General features: G+C 54.8%; 28 protein-coding genes and 3 pseudogenes. 10 read left to right on the top strand and 21 right to left on the bottom strand.

The genetic code is table 11. The annotated features are described in order from the left end of the window. Positions 1–43: 43 nt before the first annotated feature. The 3 genes from C5P05_RS02395 to C5P05_RS02385 are packed head-to-tail and all read left to right on the top strand — an operon-like array spanning position 44 to position 2,137. A complete protein-coding gene (locus C5P05_RS02395) occupies positions 44–715 on the top strand; it encodes a hydrolase (protein ID WP_114968302.1) in 672 nt (223 codons plus the stop codon). A 59-nt stretch (positions 716–774) separates the two neighbouring features. Then, entirely contained in the window at positions 775–1,131 is a 357-nt protein-coding gene (locus tag C5P05_RS02390) for a c-type cytochrome (RefSeq protein WP_114968291.1), read from the top strand. A 55-nt stretch (positions 1,132–1,186) separates the two neighbouring features. Beyond that, positions 1,187–2,137: a glutathione S-transferase family protein gene (locus C5P05_RS02385; RefSeq protein ID WP_114968290.1), complete on the top strand. Its 951-nt coding sequence runs from the start codon at positions 1,187–1,189 to the stop codon at positions 2,135–2,137. A 107-nt stretch (positions 2,138–2,244) separates the two neighbouring features. On the opposite strand, the gene C5P05_RS02380 is transcribed toward C5P05_RS02385, so the two are convergent. The 19 genes and pseudogenes from C5P05_RS02380 to C5P05_RS02290 all read right to left on the bottom strand — a co-directional run bounded on the left by C5P05_RS02380 (position 2,245) and on the right by C5P05_RS02290 (position 18,431). Beyond that, entirely contained in the window at positions 2,245–2,844 is a 600-nt protein-coding gene (locus C5P05_RS02380; protein ID WP_114968289.1) for a hemerythrin domain-containing protein, read from the bottom strand. Positions 2,845–2,864: 20 nt separating this feature from the next. After that, a complete protein-coding gene (locus C5P05_RS02375) occupies positions 2,865–3,227 on the bottom strand; it encodes a Rieske (2Fe-2S) protein (protein WP_114968288.1) in 363 nt (120 codons plus the stop codon). A gap of 113 nt (positions 3,228–3,340) precedes the next feature. After that, on the bottom strand, positions 3,341–4,330 hold the full coding sequence (locus tag C5P05_RS02370; RefSeq protein ID WP_114968287.1) for a hydroxyquinol 1,2-dioxygenase: 990 nt from the start codon (positions 4,328–4,330) through the stop codon (positions 3,341–3,343). A gap of 43 nt (positions 4,331–4,373) precedes the next feature. Further along, a complete protein-coding gene (locus C5P05_RS02365; RefSeq protein ID WP_114968286.1) occupies positions 4,374–4,874 on the bottom strand; it encodes a hydroxyquinol 1,2-dioxygenase in 501 nt (166 codons plus the stop codon). A gap of 139 nt (positions 4,875–5,013) precedes the next feature. Beyond that, positions 5,014–5,139: pseudogene (locus C5P05_RS34285) on the bottom strand (3-oxoadipyl-CoA thiolase); the annotation flags it as partial. A 32-nt stretch (positions 5,140–5,171) separates the two neighbouring features. Further along, positions 5,172–5,828 (bottom strand): 3-oxoacid CoA-transferase subunit B, encoded by a 657-nt coding sequence (locus C5P05_RS02355; RefSeq protein ID WP_114968284.1) that lies wholly within the window; start codon positions 5,826–5,828, stop codon positions 5,172–5,174. Positions 5,829–5,844: 16 nt separating this feature from the next. After that, the gene (locus C5P05_RS02350) at positions 5,845–6,561 is read right to left on the bottom strand and encodes a 3-oxoacid CoA-transferase subunit A (RefSeq protein WP_114968283.1); all 717 of its coding nucleotides are present in this window, start codon (positions 6,559–6,561) and stop codon (positions 5,845–5,847) included. Then, complete coding sequence (locus C5P05_RS02345) at positions 6,558–6,896, bottom strand: YciI family protein (protein ID WP_114968282.1); 339 nt, start codon at positions 6,894–6,896, stop codon at positions 6,558–6,560. The genes C5P05_RS02350 and C5P05_RS02345 overlap by 4 nt, the downstream gene beginning before the upstream one ends. Before the next feature lie 20 nt (positions 6,897–6,916). Further along, complete coding sequence (locus C5P05_RS02340) at positions 6,917–7,777, bottom strand: intradiol ring-cleavage dioxygenase (RefSeq protein ID WP_114968281.1); 861 nt, start codon at positions 7,775–7,777, stop codon at positions 6,917–6,919. 101 nt (positions 7,778–7,878) lie between these two features. Continuing rightward, positions 7,879–9,132 carry a methyl-accepting chemotaxis protein gene (locus C5P05_RS02335; RefSeq protein ID WP_114968280.1) on the bottom strand — a complete coding sequence of 418 codons (1,254 nt, stop codon included), beginning with the start codon at positions 9,130–9,132 and terminating at the stop codon, positions 7,879–7,881. 3 nt (positions 9,133–9,135) lie between these two features. After that, a complete protein-coding gene (locus tag C5P05_RS02330; protein WP_114968279.1) occupies positions 9,136–10,137 on the bottom strand; it encodes a branched-chain amino acid ABC transporter permease in 1,002 nt (333 codons plus the stop codon). A gap of 8 nt (positions 10,138–10,145) precedes the next feature. Beyond that, the gene (locus C5P05_RS02325) at positions 10,146–11,006 is read right to left on the bottom strand and encodes a branched-chain amino acid ABC transporter permease (protein ID WP_114968278.1); all 861 of its coding nucleotides are present in this window, start codon (positions 11,004–11,006) and stop codon (positions 10,146–10,148) included. 8 nt (positions 11,007–11,014) lie between these two features. Then, entirely contained in the window at positions 11,015–11,716 is a 702-nt protein-coding gene (locus tag C5P05_RS02320; protein ID WP_114968277.1) for an ABC transporter ATP-binding protein, read from the bottom strand. Between the two features lies 1 nt (position 11,717). Beyond that, entirely contained in the window at positions 11,718–12,437 is a 720-nt protein-coding gene (locus tag C5P05_RS02315) for an ABC transporter ATP-binding protein (RefSeq protein ID WP_114968276.1), read from the bottom strand. Between the two features lie 20 nt (positions 12,438–12,457). Next, positions 12,458–13,351: a SphA family protein gene (locus C5P05_RS02310; RefSeq protein ID WP_114968275.1), complete on the bottom strand. Its 894-nt coding sequence runs from the start codon at positions 13,349–13,351 to the stop codon at positions 12,458–12,460. Positions 13,352–13,423: 72 nt separating this feature from the next. Continuing rightward, complete coding sequence (locus C5P05_RS02305; RefSeq protein WP_114968274.1) at positions 13,424–14,677, bottom strand: ABC transporter substrate-binding protein; 1,254 nt, start codon at positions 14,675–14,677, stop codon at positions 13,424–13,426. Positions 14,678–14,708: 31 nt separating this feature from the next. Further along, the gene (locus C5P05_RS02300) at positions 14,709–15,776 is read right to left on the bottom strand and encodes a maleylacetate reductase (protein ID WP_114968273.1); all 1,068 of its coding nucleotides are present in this window, start codon (positions 15,774–15,776) and stop codon (positions 14,709–14,711) included. 10 nt (positions 15,777–15,786) lie between these two features. After that, entirely contained in the window at positions 15,787–17,250 is a 1,464-nt protein-coding gene (locus C5P05_RS02295) for an aldehyde dehydrogenase family protein (protein ID WP_114968301.1), read from the bottom strand. 230 nt (positions 17,251–17,480) lie between these two features. Further along, positions 17,481–18,431, bottom strand: a complete 951-nt coding sequence (locus C5P05_RS02290) for a LysR family transcriptional regulator (RefSeq protein WP_114968272.1) — start codon at positions 18,429–18,431, stop codon at positions 17,481–17,483. A 336-nt stretch (positions 18,432–18,767) separates the two neighbouring features. Between C5P05_RS02290 and C5P05_RS02280 the strand changes: the two are divergent. From C5P05_RS02280 to C5P05_RS35215, 3 genes and pseudogenes are all read left to right on the top strand, one after another. Continuing rightward, a pseudogene (locus C5P05_RS02280) lies at positions 18,768–19,295 on the top strand (IS5 family transposase); the annotation flags it as partial. 139 nt (positions 19,296–19,434) lie between these two features. Further along, positions 19,435–19,722, top strand: a complete 288-nt coding sequence (locus C5P05_RS33975; RefSeq protein WP_198674591.1) for a hypothetical protein — start codon at positions 19,435–19,437, stop codon at positions 19,720–19,722. A gap of 15 nt (positions 19,723–19,737) precedes the next feature. After that, positions 19,738–20,186: pseudogene (locus tag C5P05_RS35215) on the top strand (DUF3363 domain-containing protein); the annotation flags it as partial. A gap of 458 nt (positions 20,187–20,644) precedes the next feature. Here the strand turns inward: C5P05_RS35215 and C5P05_RS02270 are convergent. Then, positions 20,645–21,214 (bottom strand): antibiotic biosynthesis monooxygenase, encoded by a 570-nt coding sequence (locus C5P05_RS02270; protein ID WP_157979189.1) that lies wholly within the window; start codon positions 21,212–21,214, stop codon positions 20,645–20,647. Between the two features lie 158 nt (positions 21,215–21,372). Beyond that, positions 21,373–22,329, bottom strand: coding sequence for a LysR family transcriptional regulator (locus tag C5P05_RS02265; protein WP_114968269.1), 957 nt, complete (start codon positions 22,327–22,329; stop codon positions 21,373–21,375). Positions 22,330–22,446: 117 nt separating this feature from the next. Between C5P05_RS02265 and C5P05_RS02260 the strand changes: the two genes are divergently transcribed. From C5P05_RS02260 to C5P05_RS02245, 4 genes are read left to right on the top strand one after another with little or no spacing between them, the layout of a single operon-like run. Then, positions 22,447–23,433, top strand: a complete 987-nt coding sequence (locus tag C5P05_RS02260; protein WP_114968268.1) for a 2Fe-2S iron-sulfur cluster-binding protein — start codon at positions 22,447–22,449, stop codon at positions 23,431–23,433. A gap of 46 nt (positions 23,434–23,479) precedes the next feature. Beyond that, a complete protein-coding gene (locus C5P05_RS02255) occupies positions 23,480–24,742 on the top strand; it encodes an aromatic ring-hydroxylating dioxygenase subunit alpha (RefSeq protein WP_114968267.1) in 1,263 nt (420 codons plus the stop codon). Between the two features lie 2 nt (positions 24,743–24,744). Further along, complete coding sequence (gene nagH / locus C5P05_RS02250; RefSeq protein ID WP_114968266.1) at positions 24,745–25,230, top strand: dalicylate 5-hydroxylase small oxygenase NagH; 486 nt, start codon at positions 24,745–24,747, stop codon at positions 25,228–25,230. A gap of 9 nt (positions 25,231–25,239) precedes the next feature. After that, entirely contained in the window at positions 25,240–25,554 is a 315-nt protein-coding gene (locus C5P05_RS02245; protein ID WP_114968265.1) for a non-heme iron oxygenase ferredoxin subunit, read from the top strand. The last annotated feature ends 32 nt before the right edge of the window (positions 25,555–25,586 follow it).

Here is a 25,586-nt window from a genome sequence, read left to right as displayed (position 1 = left end):
CATGAACATCAAAGACATTGCCAAAGTAGCCCTGCCATTTCTGATGGCCCTCTCCGCACTGGCGCCGACCCACGCCGCTGAACCGTCGGCCAAGCTCCTGACGCCCCAAAATCACAGTCTGATCCTGATCGACCACCAGCCGCAGATGGCATTTGCGACCCGTTCGATCGACATTGCGGAGTTGCGCAACAATGTTACCGGTCTGGCCAAAGCGGCGAACGTCTTCAAGGTCCCGACGATCCTGACCACGGTGGCGGCCAAGTCCTTCAGCGGCCCGATCTTTCCCGAACTGCAGGCTGTTTTGCCGGATCAGAAACCGATTGACCGTACCACCATGAACACCTGGGAAGATCAGCGGGTAGTCGATCAAGTGAAGAAGTTCGGGCGCAAGAAAGTCGTCATGGCCGCTTTGTGGACCGAGGTCTGTCTCGTGGAGCCGGTTCTCTCGGCCATCGATGACGGCTACGATGCGTACATCGTGACCGACGCCTCTGGCGGTGTCAGCAAGGAGGCTCACGACATGGCGGTTCAGCGCATGGTCCAGGCCGGCGCTCATCCCATCACCTGGTTGCAATACATGCTGGAACTGCAACGTGACTGGGCACGCGGCGCGACCTATGCGCCGGTCATGAAGATTGCCACCGAACACGCGGGTGGCTACGGACTGGGAATTGTCTACGCCACGGACATGTTCCACGCCAAAGAAGGCAAGTAAGGCACGGAACTGAAAAGCCGGCCCCTGCGGGGTGCCGGCTTTTTCCAATAAGGATCATCATGACCCGTACACGTTTTGCCGCCATGGCCATGTTCGGCTTGCTGCCTTTTTTTTGTCATGCGGACGCGCTGGCGGTGGACGCAGGACAGACGCTTTACCAGTCGGTGTGCCGCGCCTGCCACGGGCCGGAGAATGTCATGGTCAGCGCGCCAAAAGCTGGCGACACGGCTGACTGGGGCCAACGCCTGTCCAGGGGATCCCGGGGGCTTGAAACGCTGGCGGACAATGCCGTCAACGGCTTTGGCGCCATGCCCGCCAAAGGAGGGCGCAGTGAGCTTTCCCGTGATCAGATCCTGCTGGCGATTAAGTTCATGATGCAGCCTCGCCCATCCGGTGACCCGTCCGCCCCGCGGTAGACACTTTGTATTCAGTTGCAGTGCGACGGACTCCTACAACGATAAAGGAATAACGATGAGCGGCTATCTGGAAAACGGCCAATGGCACGAAGGCTGGTACGACACCCGGCCGTCCCAGGGTGAGTTCGTCCGCACCGAGTCGGCCTTTCGCCACTGGGTCACGGCCGACGGGTCCAGTGGCTACGCGGCCGAGCCGGGCCGTTATCACCTTTACGTGTCCCTGGCCTGTCCGTGGGCGCACCGGACCCTGATCGTGCGGGCCTTGAAAAAGCTCGAACAGACCGTGTCGGTGTCGGTCGTGGAGCCGGTGATGTCGGCGCAGGGCTGGGCCTTCAGCGCGGCGCTGCCGGACCACGTCAACGGCTGTTCCCATCTGCATCAGCTTTACAGCGCCAGCAGGCCGGACTATGTCGGGCGCGTGTCGGTGCCGGTGTTGTGGGACAAGCAAACCCGCACCATCGTCAACAACGAGTCGGCCGACATCGTGCGCATGCTGAACCAGGCCTTCAATGCCTTCGGCGCCGCACGGCTTGACCTGTATCCGCCCGCGCTGCGCGGCGAGATCGACCGCGTCAACACTTTTGTTTACGACAACATCAACAACGGGGTCTATCGCTGCGGCTTTGCCTCCAGCCAGCTTGCTTACGAGCAGGCGTTCCAGCGCCTGTTCGACGCCCTGGACCGGGTCGAGGCGATGCTGGCGCAAGCCCCGTATCTGGTGGGGCCGGCGGCCACGGAAGCGGACTGGCGCCTGTTCACCACCCTGGCCCGTTTCGACGCGGTCTACCACGGCCATTTCAAGTGCAACCGCAACCGGATCGAAGACTTCCCGCAGCTCTCAGGCTACTTGCGCCAGCTCTATTGGGTGCCGGGCGTTGCCGCGACGCTCAACATCGACCACATCAAGCGCCATTACTACATAAGCCATCCGCACATCAACCCGTCAGGCATTGTGCCGCTCGGACCTCGGCTGGGTTTCTGCGCGACGGCCAGCCAGTCCAGATAGACATGCCCCGCCAACGCTTCAAACCGTAGTCCAGCGCTTTGGCGGTGGCCGAGCCGCTCTTAATCGTTTGGCGCGGTAAGCAATTTTTCGGTCCTGAATCAGGTTTCTCACTCAGTTCCGCCCAATCCAATAGGCGCAGGGGCGAGATAGACGATTCGCTTGAACAAGGCGTCGAATTCGTTCCCGGTATCGGGGCCGTACATGGGGTCATGATTTGCGGCAAAGCCCGCAGCCGCTGAATCCCAGTCACTGTCGCTCAGAACACGTTCAGCCAAAGGCAAAATCAATGTTTCCTCACGCATCATGTGGCTCCAGTAAAAGGTGGCGTAGTCATCCACTGTTTTACTGAAGTTGGCGATGGAGTCTGGCGTCCTGGCCGCCAGTTGGCCGAGCGCCAATGAAAGCATTGCAGCGCGGGCATCGCCTGCCGCATGTTCGGCTTCCAGCGCATCCAATACCTCTTTTGCTTCTTGTGTCTTTGCGCGCAAGGGGGCAAAAATGAACTTATCTTCGGCTGGATGATGAAGTTGTTCAGGAAACTGAAGTAGATAGTGCGCTATGGCACCCAGCAAAGTCTGACTAGGTGCTTTCCCCCGTTGCATCTGGTTTGACAAGAATTGCAACGCATGCACCACCGCTGCAAGTGATCGGTGCTCGTCCTTTATGAAATTCAGGGCCTTGCTTTTTGAACTTTCACTCGATCCCATTGCATTTCTCCAAGTCAATGTCAGCCATCAAAAACAATCTGACTTCCAATCAGCCGCGTTGGCAAAGCTGTGAGTCCAGTGCCTGAACACGGTCCATCAACACATTCACCGTCTTCAAATTTAAAAAACGCCGTGTGATGGGCACACATGATCAATCCATCAAGCGTCACAAACGTTTGCGGGTGGTAATTCAGAGGGAGTGAAAAGTGTGGGCAGTTGTTCAAGTAGCACCAAAACTCTTCGCCCTGGCGCAACAGCAAAATGCGAAAATTCTCTTTTCCTTCGCCGAAAGTGACTTCAAAGCCACCCTCATCTGGAATGTCGGTAAGACTACAAAGAATAGAACCTCTCCTCGGACAGTCCGGATGCTCACGCCAACTCATGCAAATTTCCCTTCAAATTTCCGGCAACAACATCTTTCGATTTCATCGGGCCCTGGTCTTCCTAATCGAGGGCGCCACGAGTCACGCGTATGGCTACTCGTGGCACCGACTCATCAGAAGCTTACCGGTGTGGGCGGAAGTTCACCCGATTCGTGCATCCGAACGATCTCCGGATTTCCGTTTTCCCAGACCAGCAGCATGGAGCGCTTCTTGGAAAAGCCCTGGTGGCCAATGTCCGCAGGCATGGCAGATAAGTCGCCTGCCTTCATCAGAACGCGGGCGCGGGGGCGACCCGTTTCCTTGTCCGTAATATTCCACATGATTTCATCAGAGAATTGCATGAACCATTCCACACGATCGTTCCCGTGGATGATGGGCAGTATGTATTCTTCCGTGGTGGGGCAGAACAGACTGTTTTTGCAAACAGAGGTAACGGAAGGGTTCCATGTCACATCAGAACGTGACAAGTAGGAAAACAAACTAAAGGCATGCAATTCGTCTTCGAAACCTGGTTCAGCTTTGATTTCAGGCTGATCTTGTGACACGTCGGCAAAGGCGCGGTTAATGGAATAGCCATTTTCTTCAGCGCGCAAAGGTGAGTCACCTTTGAGGCCAGGCATTCTCTTGGTCGCAACGCGAAAGCGGTCGATAGCCTTCAAATTGCTTCCGTTCTTTTCGCCGAACGCTGCGTCACCTGTTTCCATGGGGGCTGCAAAAGGATCAAAGCCCTCGTTCACCCAGTCCGCCATCATTTCTTTGATGAGCTTCATAGCGCGTGGTGTTTCAAAGACTTCCACATAGGACCGCCCAGCATTGTGATAGTGCTCGTTGAAGCGGCCACCGAAGAACTCGACCTTGCCATAGAGATTGCGGGTTCCGAACACGGGGTCAAAGTTCACAACGCCGTAGAAGAAACCCCAGGCGATATCGCGCATCAATGCGCGCAGAAACGCATCTGCGCTCATGGTGTGTGACTGGCGTCCGGTTTTCACGGGCCACGAAATCGTCACGAAATATTCGTCACGAATGAACGAAAAGCCACCCAGCTCAAAGGTACGATAACCGGCAACGGTGGTGGGAAATTTATCAACTGCTGAATTCATTCTGTTCTCCTGGTTTAATTGATTGAATGCCTCTTTTGAAGCATCAGCTAAGGCAGATGTCAGCCCATTTTTGAACGGTCAAATCACCCACAATGGTTTGCTGAATGAAGACGGAAGGCTTTGCACTCGTAAAACGGTATGCGGCGCCCTTTGGCAGCAAAGCCTGGTGACCTCGCCCCAGCCGGATCGTTCCCATGCGCTTGCCCTTGGGTTCGCCTTGAACGGCCACAGTGCCCTCTTTGGAAGCGGGCGCAACAGCTTCTGGCGCATCAAGCTTGACGTATTCAACCGTGACTTCGCCGTCCATCACGATACAGAACTCATCGTGTGACGCGGCCATCCAGCCGGACGTACCTTCAGCACGAACAGCTTCGATCACATACTCGAGGTTCTTGGCAACAGCCACTTTTTCGTATGGCTTGGATCCGTTTGCAACTTCAAAAACGTTTGAAAAAACATAATTTTTTGGGTTGTCATTGATGATTTCGATGTGTCCTTTTTCGTAATCCTTCAAGGACCCGAAACGGGTTATAAATTCAGTCATGCATGTCTCCTTGTGGTGGTTAAATAATAGTTACAAAGTCTCTGCTTGTGTGTCCGGAATGGACTGTATACGGAGGGTGAGAGTGAGAGAAGTCGATAGCGCTCGACTGATGTGTTCGTAAATATCGAATAATCCGGTCGGCAATACCTTGGCCTACGTCAATGAACATGATGCAAAGTGCGTATCTGCCAACCGTCTGATGGATGCGATTTATTGCAGTCGTAGCAAGTCGGGCTCCGCTTGCGCCAGATGGTGTGCGAATCGCACTACACGTCAACGCTTCAGACATTTGTTTCCTTATCTTTGAACTGTGGTGGGCAGGACTGGCAAGCCCAAGAGACGCTCCAGTTCCTTCAGTTCCAGACCCTCTATCAATTCGATGAGCTGCAGGCCTTGGGGTGTGCAAGCCAGTGTTGCCAGAGAGGAGTAAATTCGCTTCACGCAGGCGATTCCCGTGAGCGGGTAGTTGCACTGCTTGACCAGCTTGCTTTCCCCCTTCTTGGTCAGAAGATCCATCATTACCCAGGTCTGTTTGGCGCCTATGGCCAGATCCATGGCTCCGCCAACGGCAGGTATTGAGCCCGCCTCACCTGTGCTCCAGTTAGCCAAATCACCGGTGGCTGAGACCTGAAAGGCACCTAGGACGCAGATATCCAGATGGCCCCCACGCATCATCGCGAAGCTGTCGGCATGGTGGAAGTAACTTCCTCCGGCCAGCAAGGTGACGGGTTGCTTACCTGCATTGATGAGGTCAAAGTCTTCGTTTGCGCTACTGGGAGCTGGCCCCATGCCCAAGATTCCGTTTTCGCTGTGAAGTATTACTTCACGACCGGCAGGAATGTGATTGGCGACCATGGTTGGCATGCCAATGCCCAGATTGACGTAAGCACCATCGTGGATGTCCGAGGCAACGCGCTTTGCCAATTCGTCTTTGCTTCGTTTTGTATAGCTCATGGTGTATCCCACTGACTTAGGCAGCCGCTTTGAAACCGCCAGCCTGTGTGGCAACGCGGGAAATTTTCACGATGTGGCTCACGTGGATTCCTGGCGTGACCACACTTTCGGGATCCAGATCACCGAGTTCGCCGACCTCATGCACGCTAGCGATAGTCTTGGCTGCTGCAGTGGCCATAACCGGACCGAAATTGCGGGCGGCCTTTCGGAAAGTCAGGTTTCCCCAGCGATCACCGCGCTCGGCTTTAATCAACGCGACATCGCCGTAGATGGGGTACTCCAGGACATAGGATTTCCCGTTGATGACTCTGGTTTCCTTGGCACTGCCATCCGCATGAAGGGCCAGCTCAGTGCCAAAACCGGTTGGCGTGTAGAAGGCACCAATACCAGCGCCAGCCGCCCTGAGGCGTTCTGCCAAATTGCCTTGCGGGACCAATTCGAGTTCGAGACGGCCGCTGCGATACAGGTCGTCAAAGACATAGGAGTCGGCTTGTCTGGGAAAGCTGCAGATCACCTTGCGCACGCGACCCGTTTTAAGCAGCGCTGCCAAGCCAGTATCGCCATTGCCGGCATTGTTGTTGACGACAGTGAGGTCGCTTGCGCCTTGCGCAATTAGCCCATCAATGAGTTCATTTGGAATTCCAGCAGTTCCAAACCCGCCGATCAACACGGTTGACCCGTCCTTGATCCCCGACATGGCTTGCTCAATGCTGTCTGCTATCTTGTTAATCATGTTTTCTCCAAGTTCTCGCTTTGTGGTTGGCCCAAACTCCACTGCCAACGCTTGATCTCAATCTGTTCAAACATCTCGCTTTGACAATAGGGGTCATCGTTCATAAATTCCTGTACTGCCTGCATGCTTTGGGCTTCAACCACCAGAAGCGTTCCTGCCATGGCGCCTGCTGCATCGAGCAAGGGACCACCCAGTCGCACCACAACTTTGTGTGTGCCCGGATTTCGAAGCCAGGCGCGATGTTCTGGACGCAACCTGGCGCGGACCTCTTTCATACCAATGCGATCCTGCGCAAAGACTGCGAAATACTGTGGGCCTGTCAATTGATCAGCCATGTGAATCAGCCTGATGCCATCTATACAGGCTGCAATACAAAGTCAAAGTTCAACGTGTGAAATGGCACCGACTGCTGACTGCCATCTGGCGCGAGCCCTGGCGCATGCTGCTCAAACTGCCTAATCAAGGAAGAGCGGACGCCAAAGACAACGTCGCTGTCCATGTAGGGGTCGCCATCGCGAAACACATGCGTAATCAGGCGTTCAAATCCGGGAGCTACCACCATGAAGTGGATATGCGCCGGTCGCCAGGGATGACGCCCGGTTGCCACCAACATTTTCCCGACTGGACCGTCCGTGGGCACAGGATATGCAACCGGGAGAACAGTCTTGAAATTGAGATTGCCCTGTGCGTCCGTTCTGAGAACGGCGCGTGCCTGGTGATGCGCCAAGTCCGGGCGTTGCACGTCGTACAGACCTTCTTCATCCGCTTGCCACACGTCCACGTCGGCTCCCGCAACGGGCTTGCCATCTGGAGTAAGCACTTTGGCGGTCACGAAAAGAGGCTCTCCCGCCGCACCCGCACTGATATCCGCGCCGAGTGCGACATGGGGTGCGCCCGCCACGTGAAATGGTCCAAAAACAGTGGATTCGGTGACGCCCTCGGGCTTTGCGTTATTCATCGCAACCGTCAGCATGGACAAGCCCAGCGTGTCGGACAGCAAAATGAACTCCTGCCGTTTGTCGTCGCACATCTGACCAGTCGCGGTCAGGAACTCAATACCCGCCATCCACTCTGACTCTGTCAACTTCACTTCTCGCGCAAAGTCGTGCAAGTGGATGACCAGAGTACCCAATATCTCCTTTAGTCGTGGATTTTTGCAGCTCTCTAGGCGCTGCAGAACAGCCGTGGTTATGGAATTTTCATCAATGTATTTCATGTTCATAGTCCTATCTATTGCGCTTTGACAATTCCCAATCAATCTCTATTGGAACTGCGGCGAACTTAAGCCAATTAGTTGATTTATCTAGCCAACACGCGTTATCCCGACCACTCGTTTAGCAACTGCCGAATTTCCTGGTATTTGGGCCTGTTTCTTCGTGCGGTGAACTCAATAGCCTCGGTAGTCTTGCCTTGCTCGGCGAGAGCCAATGCCTGCTCACGAAGCTCAATGTATTCCTGCCACGTATGACCAAACTCGGCTTTCAGTTCTGACGAATTACCTTCAGCCAGGATCAATCCTAGAGTCTCATCTATACGTCGAATCCGCTCCCGCGCAGCCGCAACACCGGCTGAATTTGCGTTCAACGCCAGCACCGTCTCGCCGCGGGCAATTTCGGTCAGATTCATCATGCGTTGATTGAGCTGCGTGCCCTGATGATCATTAATACGCTGAACATGTCGCTTAAGCAAAATGGCGGCCTCAAGTACAGATCTAGCCGACTCCCTCGCTTGAGATGCAGTATCAGTAACTTGCCGGCTCCCATCGGCAAGCCGTAGCACCCGCTGATCCAAGCTTTGCGTAGATTCCGAAACCGCATCAATTTGGTTAACGATCACCGCTACCTCTGACTCAACTATCCCGGCTTGTGACCTAGCATCCATTGATTTTCCAGCCACGCCTTTAGCAAGGCTTTCACTGACAGATACCTCCTGCATTGCATGATTGATCAACACTCCTGCTCGTCGCACGTCACTTACCGTTGCACCGAGTAGCTTCTGTATTGTCAAAGTAGCGTCATTAGTTTGCACGGCAAGATGCTTCACGGCGTCGGCAACGACGGCAAATCCACGACCGCTTTTTCCGGCCCGCGCCGACTCTATCTTTGCATTGATTGCCAGGAGGGTTGTCTGACGTGCAATACTGTCTATTGATTGAACAATCTGTTCGATCTTTGCGGAGCGAGAAGAAAGGTCAGTCAACAATGACTGGGCCTCTCCAATAGATCTACTCACACCTTGAATATGGTGTTCCATTTGTCCGGCGTCGCGCTCCACTTGAACGCTGAATTCACATGCCAGATCTGATGCAGTTCGAGTTTCTTGAGATGCATTTAGCACATTCCCCATTGCAGTACGTAGACTACCCATTTGTTGCGCAGCCACGTCAGAGTCATTTGATTGTGCAGATGCAATTCGCTCAAAGTCTGCTTGAAGAAACGCCAATCTGGAGGAACTGTCCAAGCAGGTTCCGATGGCAGTGCTAGCTTGAATTTTGTCAAAACCAACTTCTGAGTCACTCAACCCAGGGAAGCGCTGGAGTGCCTGTTTCCATGTTGACGTCAGTGTTCCCATGGGTCAATCCTCCAAGGTATTAAGGATTCTTTGAACAGGAAACAGCGTCCATCCCCAGCGTGTCTGGGCAAAGCCCCATAGCCCTTGTTTAAAGAAAATGGTCACGACGATCGCCATCATCCCAAGTCCTAACAAGTACCATGTGCCATAGTCACTCAGGAATTTGTTCAACGCCCAGAAGATCAGCGCGCCAATCAAGGGGCCTTCAATTCGGCCGAGGCCGCCAATCACCACCATGAAGATGGCAAAGGCAGTCCAGTTCACACTGAAAGCTGCATCAGGGCTAATGCGCAAGTTTCCGACAAAGTACAAGGCACCAGCCAGGCCAGCGCCAAAGGCCGCCACTGCGTACACCGCCAACTTCATCTTTTGAACCGGAATTCCCTGTGATTCGGCAGCTACCTCGTTGTCTCTGATTGCCAGCAGGGCCAAGCCGCGCTTGCTGCGCAAGAACAGATAGACCAAGGCAATGGATGCCACAACACATGCCAGGGCCATCCAATAGGTGACACTTTCCCGGGTCGCCTTTTCAATGCCGCGCAGGGCGGTCAAGGTGGTTCCCGAACCTCCACCCACCACGGACATATTGGCAAAGCTCAAACGGAACACCTCTGAAATCACCCAGGTTCCGATGGCAAAGTAACCACCCTGCAGACGAAAAGCCACATAGGACACAGGCAGGGCAACCAATCCCGCGACCACAGCACCCAGTGGGATCGCAATGAATGGGTTGAAGCCGGCATAATTTCCCAGAATCAGCATGACGTAACCACCGATGCCAAAGAATGCCTGCTGCCCAATGCTCACCATGCCGCCGTAACCGGCCATCAGGTTCCACATCATGGCGAAGATAAAGTAACAGGCGATTTCCACAAATTCACGCATCCAGCTTGACTCCCCCCAGAAGGGCAGACTTATGGCAACGCATACCAGCGCTACACCAACGATCAGTGCAGCCGTGCTGTAACGACCGCCACGTTCAACTTGAAATTGGATGTTTTCCATGGTGTCGTTTAACCTCTTGTTTTGGGAAAAAGACCCTGGGGACGCATAACCAGTACGGCCAGAAAAATCAGGTGGCCGAACCAAATCCCCCATCCTGGATCCACTCTGAAGCCGATTTGCTGAGCAATTCCCAAGATCATTGCGCCGACAAATGTTCCCCAGAATGATCCCATCCCACCAATGATCACTGCCTCAAAGGCAAACAGAAGCAGTAGGGGCCCATCCGCCGGGGATACCGTGGTTCTCATGCCCTGCAGAATTCCGGCTACAGCGATCAGGACGAAAGCGATTGCCGTTGCAAGCGCATACACCTTGCCGGAATTCAGCCCCATGAGCTCAGCAATCTCCCGGTCATCGGAAACTGCGCGGAAGGATCGACCGATAGCAGTGCGCGTGAAAAGCCACTGAAGGGCCGCCGTTGCAGCAATGGCGATGAGCAATATCAAAAAGGGCAAGACACCAACTGAGAAAGATTCCGTAATCGCCCAACCTTCGGATGACAGTCCCCCGGTTTCAATGGAGCGTGGATCTGCCGAGAATAATTCGAGCAACAGGTTCTGGATCACGATGGACAGACCAAACGTCACCACCAAAGATGGCAGCGGGTCCCGTCCCAGTGTTCCGTTAAGGACATAGCGCTGCAAGGCATAGCCAAATGCAAACGCCATCGGCAGGACCATCAAGGTAGTGCCCAGCGCTGAAAGTCCGAAGACGGAGATTCCGGCAATGGCAGCAAAGGAACCCAGGATAATGAAGTCCCCTTGTGCGGTGTTGGTCAGGCGCATAACACCAAACATCAGTGACTGACCCAGTGCAAACAGGGTATAGAGCGCCCCCAGCAACAGACCTTGAGCAATGGTTTCAAACATGGCTATTCTCAAACTCCAAAGTAAGCTTGCGAGATCTGTTCGCGGCTTAGTTCATCGGAACGACCCTGCAAGGAGACCTTGCCCTCTTGCAGACAATAGATGCGCTGAGACACCTGCTGTGCCATGGACACGTCTTGTTCGACGATGACCACGGTCATGCCTTCTGAAGTGATGCTGGGCATTGACTTGTAAATCTCGCGAATCATGATGGGTGCCAACCCCAGTGACAGTTCGTCACAGAGCAGGATTTCAGGATTGGTCATAAGTGCCCTGCCCAAAGCCACCATTTGCTGCTGGCCACCAGACAAGGCCGTTCCAAGACTCAGACGTTTTTCATTGAGAATTGGGAAAAGCTCATACAAGCGTTTGAGGTTCCAGGGGCCGGGGCGCTTCACGGTTGCCCCCATTAACAGGTTTTCCTCCACCGTCAAGCTAGGAAACAGGCGTCGACCTTCTGGAACGAGGGCCAAACCGCGCCTGACTATTTCACCTGGCGGCAATCCGCCTATGTGTTCACCCTGGAAACGGATCGCGTCGCGCGGTGCTTTGACCAGACCCATCAGTGTCTTCAGAAATGTGGACTTTCCTGCGCCATTTGCGCCGATGATGGCGACCATCTCACCTTTTGCCAATTCGAAGTCGATGCCAAACAATGCCTGAGCATCACCGTAAAAGGCTTGCAAATTGTGCGCTGAGAGCAATGTGGTCATATCAAGCTTCCATGCCCATGTAGACGCGACGGACTTCGGGGTCATTCATGACGGAATGCGGCTCACCTTCGGCAAGCTTTTGCCCAAAGTTGATGACGAACAGCCGGTCAGCAATCGACAGCAGTGCGTGTACGACGTGTTCAATCCAGATCATCGTGACACCCTGTGCCTTGATGCGTTTGAGTTCATCAACCAGCTCATGAGCCTCATGTTCAGTGAGTCCACCGGCAATTTCGTCAAGCAACAACAGCTTGGGACGCGTGGCAAGCGCACGCGCCAGCTCCAGGCGCTTGCGATTCAGCAAAGTCAGACTCCCGGCAGGTTTGTTTGCAAAGACCTTCAAACCCGTTTGCAGCAGGACTTCATGTGCTGTATGCCAGGCCTGCTTTTCGGATTGCTGACCGCCGAAGCACGCGGCGGTAACAAGGTTCTCGAAGACGCTCATGTTTCCAAACGGCTGCGGCACCTGGTAGCTTCGGCCGATACCAGCGTGGCAGCGTTGGTGCGGAAGTAGACGGGTGACATCCTTGCCCTCGTACTCAACCCGCCCCTGATCACATCGTGCATCGCCTGATATCAGGTTGAACAGCGTCGTCTTGCCTGCGCCGTTAGGGCCCAAAATTCCAAGGGTTTCCCCTTCAGTCACCGATAACGAGATGTCGTCGGTCACCTTCAGGGCCCCATAGGCCTTGCTAACTGAGTGAAGTGCAAGCAGTGACATAAGGGTAGCGGGCTATTCGCTTAGAGCGGAATGACGGCCTTGAGCCAAAAGGCCTGACCTTCAGCCCGGTTGGCGACGTTTGACTCTTGCTGGAATTTGGCGGTCAAGAACCAACCTTTGCCACTGTCGTAACGGATCGATGGACCAATCGCGAACGCGCGGCCCTTGTTGTTGGCCACGGTAGCACCGTTCTGCTCGTCGTCCGTGGTCTGCTGGTAGATGTATCCGCCGACACCAACAACCCAGCCATTTCCCAGCCCCCATCCGAGGGCATAGTCAGCGATGAATTCCTGGCCATCCTTGTATCCCGTAGCGTCGTTCTTCATCTGAATCGTGTACATCAACTTCAAATCTGCATTCATGCCATTGGGATCAATGTAAGAAACGCCGTAGACCGGTTGGAAAGCCCAGTGGTTCTTACCAATATTTGCCAGGTCGCCCTTGGTGTATGCGCCTGTAGGAGCAATGATGTCCAATGCAACAACCGTGTGCAGATTGTGGCTGTGATGAAATCCGACTACAGGTCCAAACACAATATCACCAATCCCGCTTTTGGACTGGCCAAGACCAGGTGCAACATTCACGTCCAGATTCACAACAGGCAAAATTGCGTGGTAGCCGAGCGATCCACCCATGACGGTGTCTTTGGTGACGTACACAAGTCGGCTTGCCACTGCGTTTGCGGTAACCTTAAACGTTGGCGGCGTTACGGTGTTGCCGCTGTCATCCTTGACTTTTGTTGCCGTGTAGTTCTGATAGAACACCATGCCATACGTCCCAGGTGGCGGGAGTGCGCAACAGGTATAGTTTTCCGTTCCGACGGGATAAACAGATGTGCCGCCTTCGGTCGCGTTTGCAACCATGGCGGTGCCAGCCAAAAGCGCAAATGTAGCGCCTGCAATTTTGTTTTTCATGACATTTAATTACTTGAGTTGATTTAGAAGGTCCGACAAGCAATTCGGACTTTCGCGAGATATTTCCAGGGCTTAGAGCAGTTTCAATGCACCACCAGTGGGGATGTTTTTCGCGGTTTCGTTGTTGACGATGACCAATTCAACCTTGTTCTTGGTGCCCTTGACCCACTGACCCAACACCAAAGGCGTCTTGCTCACGTTCTTGAACGGCCCTTGACCGCCCCACTTGACTGGACCCACCACCGAGTCAATGGCGGTGGCTGCTATGGCATCGCGAACATCATTGGCCTTCAGCGACTTGGTTCGCGTCAACGCGTTTGATGCGACTTCAAATAGCGCGTGAGCAAATCCAATGGGCTGCGTCCATTGTTTCTTGGTACCCACTTCATAGGCCTCTGCCAGTGCCTTGGCACTTTGCTTGGTCAGGGAGGAGGTGAAGGGGTGAGACGGTGTCCACCAGACTTCCGTGCTCAGGCCGTATCCCAGGTCGCCCAGTGCTTCGATCGCGCCCGGGAACAACAATGCCTTGCCCAAGGTAATCACCTTTGGCTTGAAACCTTGTTGTTTGGCCTGTGTCAGGAATGTCTTTGCGTCAGGTGGAATGACCACGCCGGTAACTACTTCAACGCCATCCTTCTTGAAGGCAGAAATTTGCGCTGAAAAATCCTGCGTACCGTTCTGGAAACGACCAGGATCGTTCAAAGTGAAACCCATGCTTGCCAAGGGTTTGGGGAAGCCAAGTTCCTTATCTCCCCAAGCATTGCCGTCCCCATCGTTCGGGAACAGTCCACCGACTTTCTTGTTGGTGGCAACGCTTTTCCAACCGTTTGAGTAGTTGGCTATCACGTCTTCCAGGCCCCAGAACAGGTGATAGGTGTAGTTGAAACCCGTTGCCGGATTGCCCTTGCGGCCGAAGAACCACGGTTGCCATGGCACAACGCTGGAGATACACGGCACTTCATTGAGCTCGCATGCATCGCTCACAGGGTTCGCGGTCTCGGGCGTTCCTGCGGTCAGGATGAGGGCAACCTTGTCCTTCAGGATCAAGTCGTTGGCCACTTCACCCGCGCGGTTGGGATTGGACTGGCTGTCTTTCAGAATGATCTGAACAACGTGCTTTTTTCCACCAATCGTGATGCCATCCTTAAAGGCGGTCTTCATCTGATCGATGACCCATTTATCAGCCTCGCCGAAGGGCGCGAGAGGCCCGGTTTGTGGTGAAACGTAACCAATTTTTACGGTGTCCGCGGCCCACGCCATGGGAGCAGCGCCTGCCGCTGCAATGGCCGCAGCCATCTGGGTAAACTGTCTACGATTGATTGTCATTTTTGTCTCCTTATTAATTGCTTGTCAAAACCTAGTCCGGCCTAACGCCTTCGAATGCCCGTTGCAGCAGGTCGCGAATTTCTCCGCGTTGCTCTCGTCCAAAGGGACGCGGATTCCAATACGGGTTGGCAACGGCAATGTCTGCTGCCTTGTCGAGATCCTCTTCCTTCATCCCGATATCACGCAGCGCAACAGGTGCGCCATTGCGTGCAGCCAAGTCAAACAGTCCTTGTGCTGCGCTCTGGGTATTGAGCGCCCTTGCGATGCGCTTCATGGCCTCCGGTGCAGCTTTTTCGTTGAATGCCATCGCCTGTGGCAAGACCACGGTGTGGACTTCTGCGTGCGGCAGATTGAAGCTGCCACCCAAGGTATGACAGAGCTTGTGGTGCAGGGCCATTCCCACATTGCCAAGTACGGCTCCGCATAACCAAGCACCGTAAAGTGCATCGCTTCGGGCTTCCATATCGTGAGCGTCTTTTTGTATGGCGGGAATTGCGCGCGCAATAGCAGCAATGCCTTCTTCCGCCATTAGGTCCATGACAGGATTTCTGTCTTGCGCGTAAAGGCCTTCCGCCGCATGTGCGATGGCATTCAAGCCACTGGTGACACTCATGCCGACCGGTAATGTCACGCTGAGTTCGGGGTCATAGATGACGGTACGCGGCAAAACTCGCGGATCTCGTCCCGTCTTCTTCATCCCTGCTTCGGTGATTCCAAATATCGGCGTCATTTCACTGCCGGCATAAGTGGTTGGGATGGCCAGAATGGGAAGTCCAGAATCCAGCGCGATCGCCTTGCCAAGCCCTGTGGTTGACCCGCCGCCTACCGCAACAGCGCAGTCCGCACCCAGTTCGCGTGCCACTTCGCGTGCTTCACGCGCTGTTTCAATGGGCACATGCATGACCGCCCTGGGAAAGATTCCCGCAGCGCGATTACCCAGCATGTCCGCGATTGCCTGGGCTTGTTTTGCTTGCTCCGGCGTGGACAAGATAAGTGCACGGGTCGCGCCGAGCGCTTCAATTTCGCGCGGTAGGTGCTTCAATGCACCCACACCGAACACCACGCGTGAGGGCTGTCCGTTGAATATGAATTCATGCATGGCCAGGCTTTCAACGCTTGTAATGGGGGGGGATCTGGGCGTCGATGTTTACCCAGACACTCTTTACCTGGGTGTACTCGCGCATTGCATCAAAGCCCATTTCACGGCCATATCCACTTTGGCCAACTCCACCAAATGGGGATCCTGGGTTTACGCGCTTGTAGCAATTGATCCAAACCATTCCAGCATAGATGTCGCGCGCAAATGAGTGGGCGCGATGCACATTGCTGGTCCACAAACCACTACCCAGTCCATAGTCGGTGCCATTTGCAATCTGCATGGCTTCGGCGTCGTCTTTGAAGGTAAGAACTGTGACGAATGGGCCGAAAACTTCTTCTTGAGCCACCCGGTCTTTGAAGCTCTTCGCACGAACAATGGTGGGTTCCACATAGCAGCCACCGCTCAGCGCACCGCCTGGGGCTTTCCCGCCAGTCAGGATTTCGCCACCCTGCTGCCTGGCAACTTCGACATAGCTCAACACGCGGTCACGGTGTTGCAGGCTTGTCAAAGGCCCCATCTCAGTCGCGTCGTCCATTGGGTTGCCCAAACGAATGGATTGGGCTAGCGGTACAAACTTGTCGAGGAAAGCATCGGCAATCTTTTCGTGCAACACCAAGCGTGAGCCCGCGATGCAGGCTTGCCCCTGGTTATGAAAAATCGCCCATGCACTTCCATTGATTGCAGCCTGTAGGTTGGCGTCCTCAAACACGATATTCGGTCCCTTGCCGCCCAGTTCAAGCTGAACCTTCTTGAGGTTGCCGGCGCTTGCCTGAACAATGCGCTTCCCCGTTGCAGTGCTACCAGTGAATGCGACCTTTGCAATGCCGGGGTGCTCCGCGATATATTGACCAGCAACGCTCCCCAGTCCGGGAACCAGATTGACCACACCGGGAGGAATGCCTGCTTCAGCCATGAGCTCGGCAATCTTGAGGGAACTCAATGGAGTGATCTCTGCTGGCTTCATCACGATGCAATTCCCAGCCGCCAGCGCAGGTGCCATCTTCCAACTCGTAAACATCAGGGGAAAGTTCCAAGGCACCACCTGACCAACAACACCCACCGGCTCACGCAAGGTGTAATTCAAAAATCCGGCCTCAACAGGAATGGTTTCCCCCTGGAATTTGTCAGCCATCCCGCCAAAGTAGCGATAGCAGCCGGCTGTTCGGGGCACGTCCAGAAAGCGGGAGTCCTTCAGCGGATGACCTGTGTCCAGCGACTCCAGCCGCGCCAGCTCTTCTGCATTGGCCTCGATCAGGTCAGCTAGCTTCAACAGCAGGCGACCGCGCTCTGCTGCAGGCAAGCGGCTCCATTTGGGAAATGCCCTCTGAGCGGCAGCCACGGCAAGATCGATATCAGCCTTGCCAGCCATCGCCACATGGGTGATAACCGAGTTGTCGTGCGGGTTCAATGTGGCCAGGGTCTCGCCAGAGAGCGCATCAACAAACTTTCCATCAATGAAAAGTTGATTGCGAATGGGGGTGCGTAACCCTGCTGTTTTTTGAATGTCCGATAAGTCCATGGTGTCCCCTGCGATGAATCGCGTGAGTTGGTTTCTGCGATGGACTGGACTTTAAAAGCGTGGACCGTTTTGCGGTAGCCCTTAAAAGAGGACTGCATTGTTCTGTTATGCCGAACAATGTCTAGGGTTTACCCTGTTGTCATTGTGGAAGTCGGCAATATTTGTGTATCCCGGAAGCCGCTATCTCAGGCTTCGATCAGCGTTTTGCTCAACACGCCTTGTTCAATGAGCGCCTGGTCCCACGGGGGCTCTCCCCCAGCGAAACTGGAACTTAGTGCTTCAATAAAAAGGCGAAGCTTATATGCGCCCCGCAGCGTCCGCGGATAGACGACACTTAACCAAAAAGTGGAGAGCTGATAGTCACATAGAACCAACTTCAACCGACCATCCAAAACACCGTTTGCAGCAACCAGGGTGGGGACACAAACGATACCGGCATTCTCCAGCGCATACTCATTCAATAAATGCACACTGTTCGTAAGCATCGCTGCTTTCAACTCTAGAGTGGTTTTGTCCCCATCGCGGTAAAAAGTCCACTTATCTCGTGAGGGGTACTTCGAGTAGAGCCCAAGGCGGTGCCCGAAAAGATCATTTGGATGCCGTGGAATCCCATGTTTTTTGAGATAGCTCGGCGTGGCACAAAACACTCGGCGCACCGGAAACAGGCGGCGAGATACCAGTTCTTCTGAAGTGGTCGGGAAAATTTGAAGAACGCAATCCATCCCTTCTTTTACGGGGTCGATCATCGCATCGCTGACCGAAACATCGAGAGTGATTTCTGGATAGCGTTCCTGAAAATCACGCAGAACCTGCGCCAAATGCCCCAAGACAAAACCCGGCAAAGCATGCAATCGAAGATTTCCCGCGGGAGCACCTTTAACATCTCGCATCTGGTCGACAATGTCGTTTGCCCGTCCCACCAACTCGGTGCAATCGGCTAGAAAAGCTTGCCCAGTTTCACTCAAACGGACAACACGTGTACTGCGGTGAAATAGTGGTGCGCCAAGGTAGTCTTCGAGTTGCTGTATGCGCGTAGTGACCACAGATCTTGCCACCCGAAGCTGTCTTGCAGCTTCTGCAAAGCTCTGTGTCTGAGCTACTCGCACAAATGTTTCAATGTTTTGAAGACGGTCCATTTGGCAAATATCCTGTAATTAAATCCATCGGGATTCTGCTCCTGTTTGTGGCTCGCCAACTCAAAGGTGTCTGCTCTTGTGCGGACATTGCCTCCTAAGCTTCTGTCAATTCGAGGCTGAAACACCCGTCAGCTAGGTACCCGGCAAGCTAATCTACCGGCCCTTGCATTTGACTAAAGGTTGTTTGCTGGGATGTAGCTGATGGTTGACCGCCCGGCGCGTGGTCATCGAGTCCCGCTATGTGGTGCTGAAGAAGGCGGGCGGCAAATCTGTTTCAACGAACTTGCGCTGCATGGAACGTGATGGCGTGACGCGTGACTCGCGACGGGCAACGCGGCCACCATCATCAGCGCGCCCAGCTCCACCAAGAATACAGACAGGGCGCGTGACCCCGAGATGCATCAAACCCGCAAGGGCCAGCAGTATTTCGGTATGAAACTGCACATCGGCGTGGACAGCCAAAGTGGCCTGGCGCACAGCGCCGTGGTCACCGCCGCCAACGTGCATGACAAACACCCATTGCCCGATCTGCTGCATGGCAATGAGCAGCACGTGTACGGCGACTCAGCCTACGCCAGCCAGAAGGATCTGATCCACAGCAAGGCAGCCAAGGCCAAAGACTTCACCAACCAGCGCAGTCGACGCAATGGAATCATCAATGAAGAAACCCGCGGCAAGAACCGCAACAAGTCCCGCATTCGGGCGCGGGTGGAGCATGTGTTCAGCGTAGTCAAGCGCTTGTGGGGATTTGGCTAGGTGCGCTACCGCGGGCTGAAAAAGAATGCCACGCGGGCCTTCACTGCGCTGGCGCTGGCCAACATCTACCTCAGCCGAGAAAGGCTGATGGCACAGGTGCGTCCATGAGGACGCAATACGGGCCGAAAGGCCCTGACAACTGGCCCCTGGGGCCACAAAACGGGGTACTTGACGCTCCATTTTCAAGAAATCGCACTGTCATCAGCGGCGGCTGGCGTTTTGACGGTACTTTTTCAGCGTAGCCTTAGTGATTGCGCCGGACTACATGGTCCACGGCATGCGCATGCGCGCCAGCGAGCTGGCGACCGAATGGCTGGGACCACGCACCGAACTGGAGATCCGGCAGCACCTGCTGCGGGAGGTTGAGCAGGAACGGCTGACGAGCCTGGATCGGGCGCTGCTGCGCCAGGCCACCGTGGATATCGTGGACTTGACCCAGCAGCCCAATGATCGACAGCGCCAGAACTACCTTCGTGCCCGGCTGCAGCGGCTGGAGGCGATGGAGCTGGCCGGGCGCATCGACGGGAATCATTGACGGTTAACGCCGGACTTCTTGTCGGGCGCCCAGGCACATGACGCACAACGGGCCGCAGGCGTCATTGTGGAATTGCGTTCACACCTGTTTATCGAACAGCAAGTGCGCGTCCAGGGCGCAACATGGTTGGACCACCAAATGGTGGGCGATGCCAAGGATCTGTCACCTTTGGGCTTCGGCGTTCAGGTGCGTGGAGCGTTGCAGGACCGGATCAGCTTTCTCGTCGACCAGGGTTTGGCAGAGAGGCGCGGTTCATGTGCGGTTTTAGCGCACAACCTGCTATCCACCTTGCGGGACCGAGAACTGGCTGAGGCGGGCAAAGTGATTCAACAACAGACCGGGCTGAGCTATCGCCCGCTACGGGATGGCGCACGCATAAATGGCGTTTACCGCGCTCTGTCCAGCTTGCCAGCGGGCGCTTTGCGATGTTGGATGACGGTATGGGGTTCAGCCTTGTGCCATAGCGGCCAGCCGTGGAGCGGCGTTTGGGGTGCTCAGTTTCCGCCGTAGTTCAGGGCGCATTTGTTACCTGGGGCGTGGCTAGGGAGCGCGAGTTATCTCTATAGATGCGGCTCTTTCACTGGCTGTCAGCGCATGTCATTGGGGATGCATGTGAGAAATGGCAGCTTTTTAGTGCCTCAGAACAGTTGCAGGCTCAAATCGAGTAAAAGCCTCTTTTGTCAATGCAACCTAAGCAGCACGTGCAAGAACTGGGGACATCTAACGGTAAAAAATTTGCACTACAAGGCATTCATGTTTGGCCGAAGTGCTAGTCGTCAAAGGTGGTTTCTGGAATTCCAATCCTTGTCCAATCAGCGGGTGTTTGTGGGACAAGGATTTGTGCTCAATCCGGTCATTGAGCACGCAATTTTTAGCGCCACAAGGAAGTAATTCTATGCTCACTTCCTTCAAGGACAGGTGCCTACTCATTTGAGACGGAGTAGAGCCATGGCTTGAACATCCGAGTCAATTGCGGTGCTACAACCCAAGTCATCAATCCAACAACAAGCACAGTCAATAGCATGATACGTGTCAGTAGCGGCCAGGATGCGAGCAAATCGCCAAGTAGCAAAAATAGCATGTAAACAGTAGGGAAGATGCCTAGCCAGGTAACAACGGCAACCTTCCATCGCGGTGGGGGGACTTGCTTAGGTCCCGTTGGCTGGAACCAAAGCGCCAAACCTGAAACTTGCCTGACTAAAGCTTGGCCCTCGATAAATGGAGCTGCTGCTGCCAACCCGAGGGCCCGTGCCGGTGAGTTTTGCCAAATTTTGAGGTTGGAATCACTCTCAAATGCCAAGACGATGTGATACAGGCTGTCGTAAACACCCTGTTCATCGCCAGGGCGAACCAATTGAGCACCCAGATGTCCCTTAAACGTTGCCGCAACGGCAATAATTTGATCCATCACACGCTCAAACTCTGCCTCACAACCTTGCTTGACCTGTCGACTAATTAAAACGGTTACTGCGTGCTCGGAGGTGGATGTCATGGTGATCAAAGAATGGTTGCAACAGCTCTAGGGGTGCCATTTCAATGCGCACTTTCGGACTGGAGCTATTCTGTTGGCGTTCTACTTCGATGTAAACGCATTGCAAGTGATAAGCGCAATCAGGGTGGTGAATATCGGATGGGTGCATGCGTTTTCAGTCATCTTGAACTTGATGTGCTCCGTGCAGCCCGCGGCGGTGATTGCTTGCCATCGCTATCGGCGAAAAGCTCTACAAAGAGTTGTCGAATCCACATGTTGGCAGGATCCCTGTTGAACTTGGCATGCCAAAAAAGATTGATGGCAATGTCTGGCAGGCGTGCCGGATGCGGTGATGTGACCAGTCCAAACGGTGCCTCGCAGCGCTCGGCAAACCGTTCCGGTAGCGTGGCGATGAGATCGGTGGTCTGCAGTACGTGACCCACCGCAATGAAATGCGGAAGCATCAGTCGCATCTTGCGTTTGATGCCTGCACGCTCGAGCAGGCCATCCACCTCACCGTGCCCCGTGTTCGCTGCCACGACGCCCACATGGTCCAGCTCCGTAAATTGCTTGAGCGTCAAAGGTGATTTGGCCAAGGGGTGCCCCTTACGAAAGACGCACACATACTTGTGGCGAAACAGGCGGCGCTGAAAGAAGCCGGCCTGCAAATTGGGCAATAGGCCCAGCGCCAAATCGACTGTGCCGGACTCCATGTCTTCCCTCAGGTTTCCGGCGCTAGGTCGCACCGTGCTTACACGTATATTCGGGGCTACCTTGGACAAGGCAACCATCAGAGGCGGCATGAAGTACATCTCGCCAATATCGGTCATCGCCAGCTGGAAATTGCGTGTGCTGGTTTGCGGGTCAAACGAGTCGCGTGTGGTGAACGCCGTCTGAAGCGCGTTCAGTGCATAAATCACCGGCTCCGCCAAATGCAAGGCATAGGGCGTGGGCTCCATCCCGCGTGAGGTCCGTAAAAACAGGTCGTCTTTCAGCACGGCGCGCAATCGCTTGAGGGCGTTGCTGACGGCCGGCTGCGTCAGACCCAGCTTATCTGCAGACGTCGAAACGCTGCGATCCAAGAGAAGCTGGTTGAAGACAACCAGAAGATTAAGGTCAATTTCGCGAAGATCCATACAACACCTCAATATTCACAGCGGTGATTTTACCTATTGCATTCGCTTTATGGACTTATATCGCGCAAGTCTCCAAAATCGCTGCAAACAGGAGACAAAGGCATCTGCCTTCACAACATGGAACTCGTCGTAGAACCTCTCAACGTGCGGCTGAACGTGGAAAGCGGAAGCAATCTGCTGGACGTGCTCAGGGCCAACCAATTGCCCATTTCCTACAGCTGCATGTCGGGGCGCTGCGGCACCTGCCGCTGCCGTGTGCTGTCCGGTCAGGTACGCAACAGCGGCCCTGAGGCCGGCAGACCACATGCTGGCAAGGACGACTATGTGCTGGCGTGCCAGTCGGTGCTGACCGACAACTGCGTGATCGAATTGCCAGAGGTGGACGAGGTCGTGGTGCATGCCGCACGCATTGTGAAGGGCACGGTGACGGCCATCGAAGAGGCAACCCATGACATCCGGCGCATCCGTGTCAAGCTGGCCAAACCCATTGAATTCAGCGCCGGGCAATATGCAACCCTGCAATTCACGCCTGAACATATCCGGCCTTACTCGATGGCCGGCTTGAGTGACGACGCTGAAATGGAGTTTCAGATTCGTCGGGTGCCGGATGGCCGGGTCACCGCATTCATCTTTGATGAATTGCAGGTTGGGGCTGCCATTCGCATCAGCGGCCCGTTGGGTACCGCCTACCTGCGGCAAAAGCACGTCGGCCCGATGCTCTGCGTGGGTGGTGGCACCGGTCTGGCTCCTGTGCTGTCCATCGTGCGTGGCGCTTTGACGGCCGGCATGAAAAACGCTATTCACCTGTACTTTGGTGTACGCAGTGCGGAGGACGTTTACGACGCCGAACGCCTGAAGGCATTGGCCGCCGCGCATCCGAATGTAACCGTCCACGTCGTCGTCGCCACTGGCGCTGCCGGTGCAGGTCAACGCAGTGGCCTGGTCACTGACGCCATTGAAAAAGACCTTGGCGCCTTGGCAGGCTGGCGAGCCTACCTGTGTGGCGCCCCAGCCATGGTAGATGCCCTCAACCTGCTCGTTACCCGCTTGGGCGTTGAGCCCGGGCATGTCCATGCGGACGCCTTTTATCCCAGCGGCGTCTGAAGGGCGCTGCATTCACTGACATCTAACCAACTCAAGGAGACAAGCAATGAGTGAAACAAAGACCGTATTCCCAGAAAACCCAACCTGGCCGGGGGAGGGGACGAGCAGGATACCCTTCTGGGCCTATACCCGCGAGGATTTGTACAAGAAGGAACTGGACCGCCTGTTTTATTCCGGTCACTGGTGCTATGTCGGCCTGGAAGCTGAAATTCCAAATGCAGGAGACTACAGGCGTTCGGTGATTGGTGAGCGTTCCGTCGTCATGGTGCGTGATCCGGACGGCGGCGTCAATGTGGTTGAAAACGTCTGCGCCCACCGGGGTATGCGTTTTTGTCGTGAACGCAACGGCCATGCCAAGGACTTCTTCTGCCCCTACCATCAATGGAACTACAGCCTCAAGGGAGACCTGCAGGGCGTTCCGTTCATTCGCGGTGTCAAGCAAGAGGGAAAAGTCAACGGCGGCATGCCCAAGGATTTCAAGGTGGCAGACCATGGGTTGACCAAGCTCAAGGTGGCCGTGCGCGGTGGCGTGGTGTTCGCCTCTTTCGACCATGACGTGGAACCCTTTGAAGAATTCCTGGGCCCCACCATTTTGAAATACTTTGATCGTGTCTTTGACGGTCGAAAACTGCAGATCCTGGGTTACCGCCGCCAACGCATTCCAGGCAACTGGAAGCTGATGCAGGAGAACATCAAGGACCCCTACCACCCCGGTTTGCTGCACACCTGGTTCTCCACCTTTGGATTGTGGCGCGCGGATAACAAGTCCGAATTGAAGATGGATGAGAAGTTCCGTCATGCCGCCATGATTTCCACCCGCGGACAGGGCGGTAAGAACGCAGACGTGGTGTCCGGTGTGGACAGTTTCAAGGACCAAATGAAGGTCAATGATCCGCGTCTACTGGACATCGTTCCGGAGCCATGGTGGGGTGGTCCCACGGCGGTCATGACAACGATCTTTCCGAGCGTCATTATTCAGCAGCAGGTCAATAGCGTGTCCACCCGTCACATCCAGCCAAACGGGCACGGCTCCTTTGATTTCGTATGGACGCACTTTGGATTTGAGGAAGATACGCCAGAGATGAAGGAACGCCGCCTGATCCAGGCCAATCTGTTCGGACCTGCAGGCTTCGTGTCAGCTGACGACGGCGAGGTCATCGAATGGTCACAACAGGGCTTCGAGCAAAAGCCCGCGCACCGCACCGTCGTCGAAATGGGCGGCTACGACGTCGGTGATGCCGACCACATGGTCACGGAGACCTTGATTCGTGGCATGTACAACTACTGGCGCAAGGTGATGGGGGAATAATCATGATCGATTTCAAGACTTACTTCGAGCTGCTCAATCTCTACAGCGACTATGCCATGGTCTGTGATTCGGCTGAGTGGGAAAAATGGCCCGAATTTTTTGTGGAAGAAGGCACTTACCGTCTTCAGCCGCGCGAGAACTTCGACCAGGGCCTGCCGCTTTGCCTGTTGGCATTGGAGAGCAAGAACATGATTCGCGACCGGGTGTATGGCGTCAAGGAGACGATGTACCACGATCCCTACTACCAGCGTCACATCGTGGGGACCCCCCGTGTGGTGTCAGTGGAGCGGGACATCTATGGCGAGCGCATCACATCGGAAGCCAACTACACCGTGATCCGCACCAAGTTTGACGGTGACTCGACGGTATTCAATGTCGGGTATTACCGCGATGTCATCGTGAGAACGCCTGAAGGATTGAAGTTTCAGTCGCGTCTTTGCGTCTACGACAGCGAAATGATCGCCAATTCCATCATCTATCCCATTTAAGGGCAAACCATGGCTGAAAACTGGACGGATGCAGCAGCCCTTGCGGATATTCCCGAGGGTGATGTGATTGGGGTGCAGGTGGCGGGCAAGGAGATTGCCTTGTACGAAGTGGAGGGCGAGGTCTTTGCCACAGACAACTTCTGCACCCATGGCCATGCGCGCCTGAGTGACGGCTTTCTTGAAGGTCGAGAAATCGAGTGTCCCCTACACCAGGGGAAGTTTGATGTGTGCTCCGGCCAGGCTCTGTGTGCCCCGTTGACCGAGAACATCAAGATTTATGCGGTGCGTATCGAGAGCATGCGCGTGATGCTGAATCTCGACTGAACAGACCGACTGAATTGATGGATGAGTGCGCC

This window comes from Rhodoferax ferrireducens, from assembly GCF_003347515.1.
GTDB lineage: Bacteria > Pseudomonadota > Gammaproteobacteria > Burkholderiales > Burkholderiaceae_C > Rhodoferax.
Note: the sequence above shows the minus strand (reverse complement) of the source record. Positions and strands in the feature narration are given on the sequence as shown.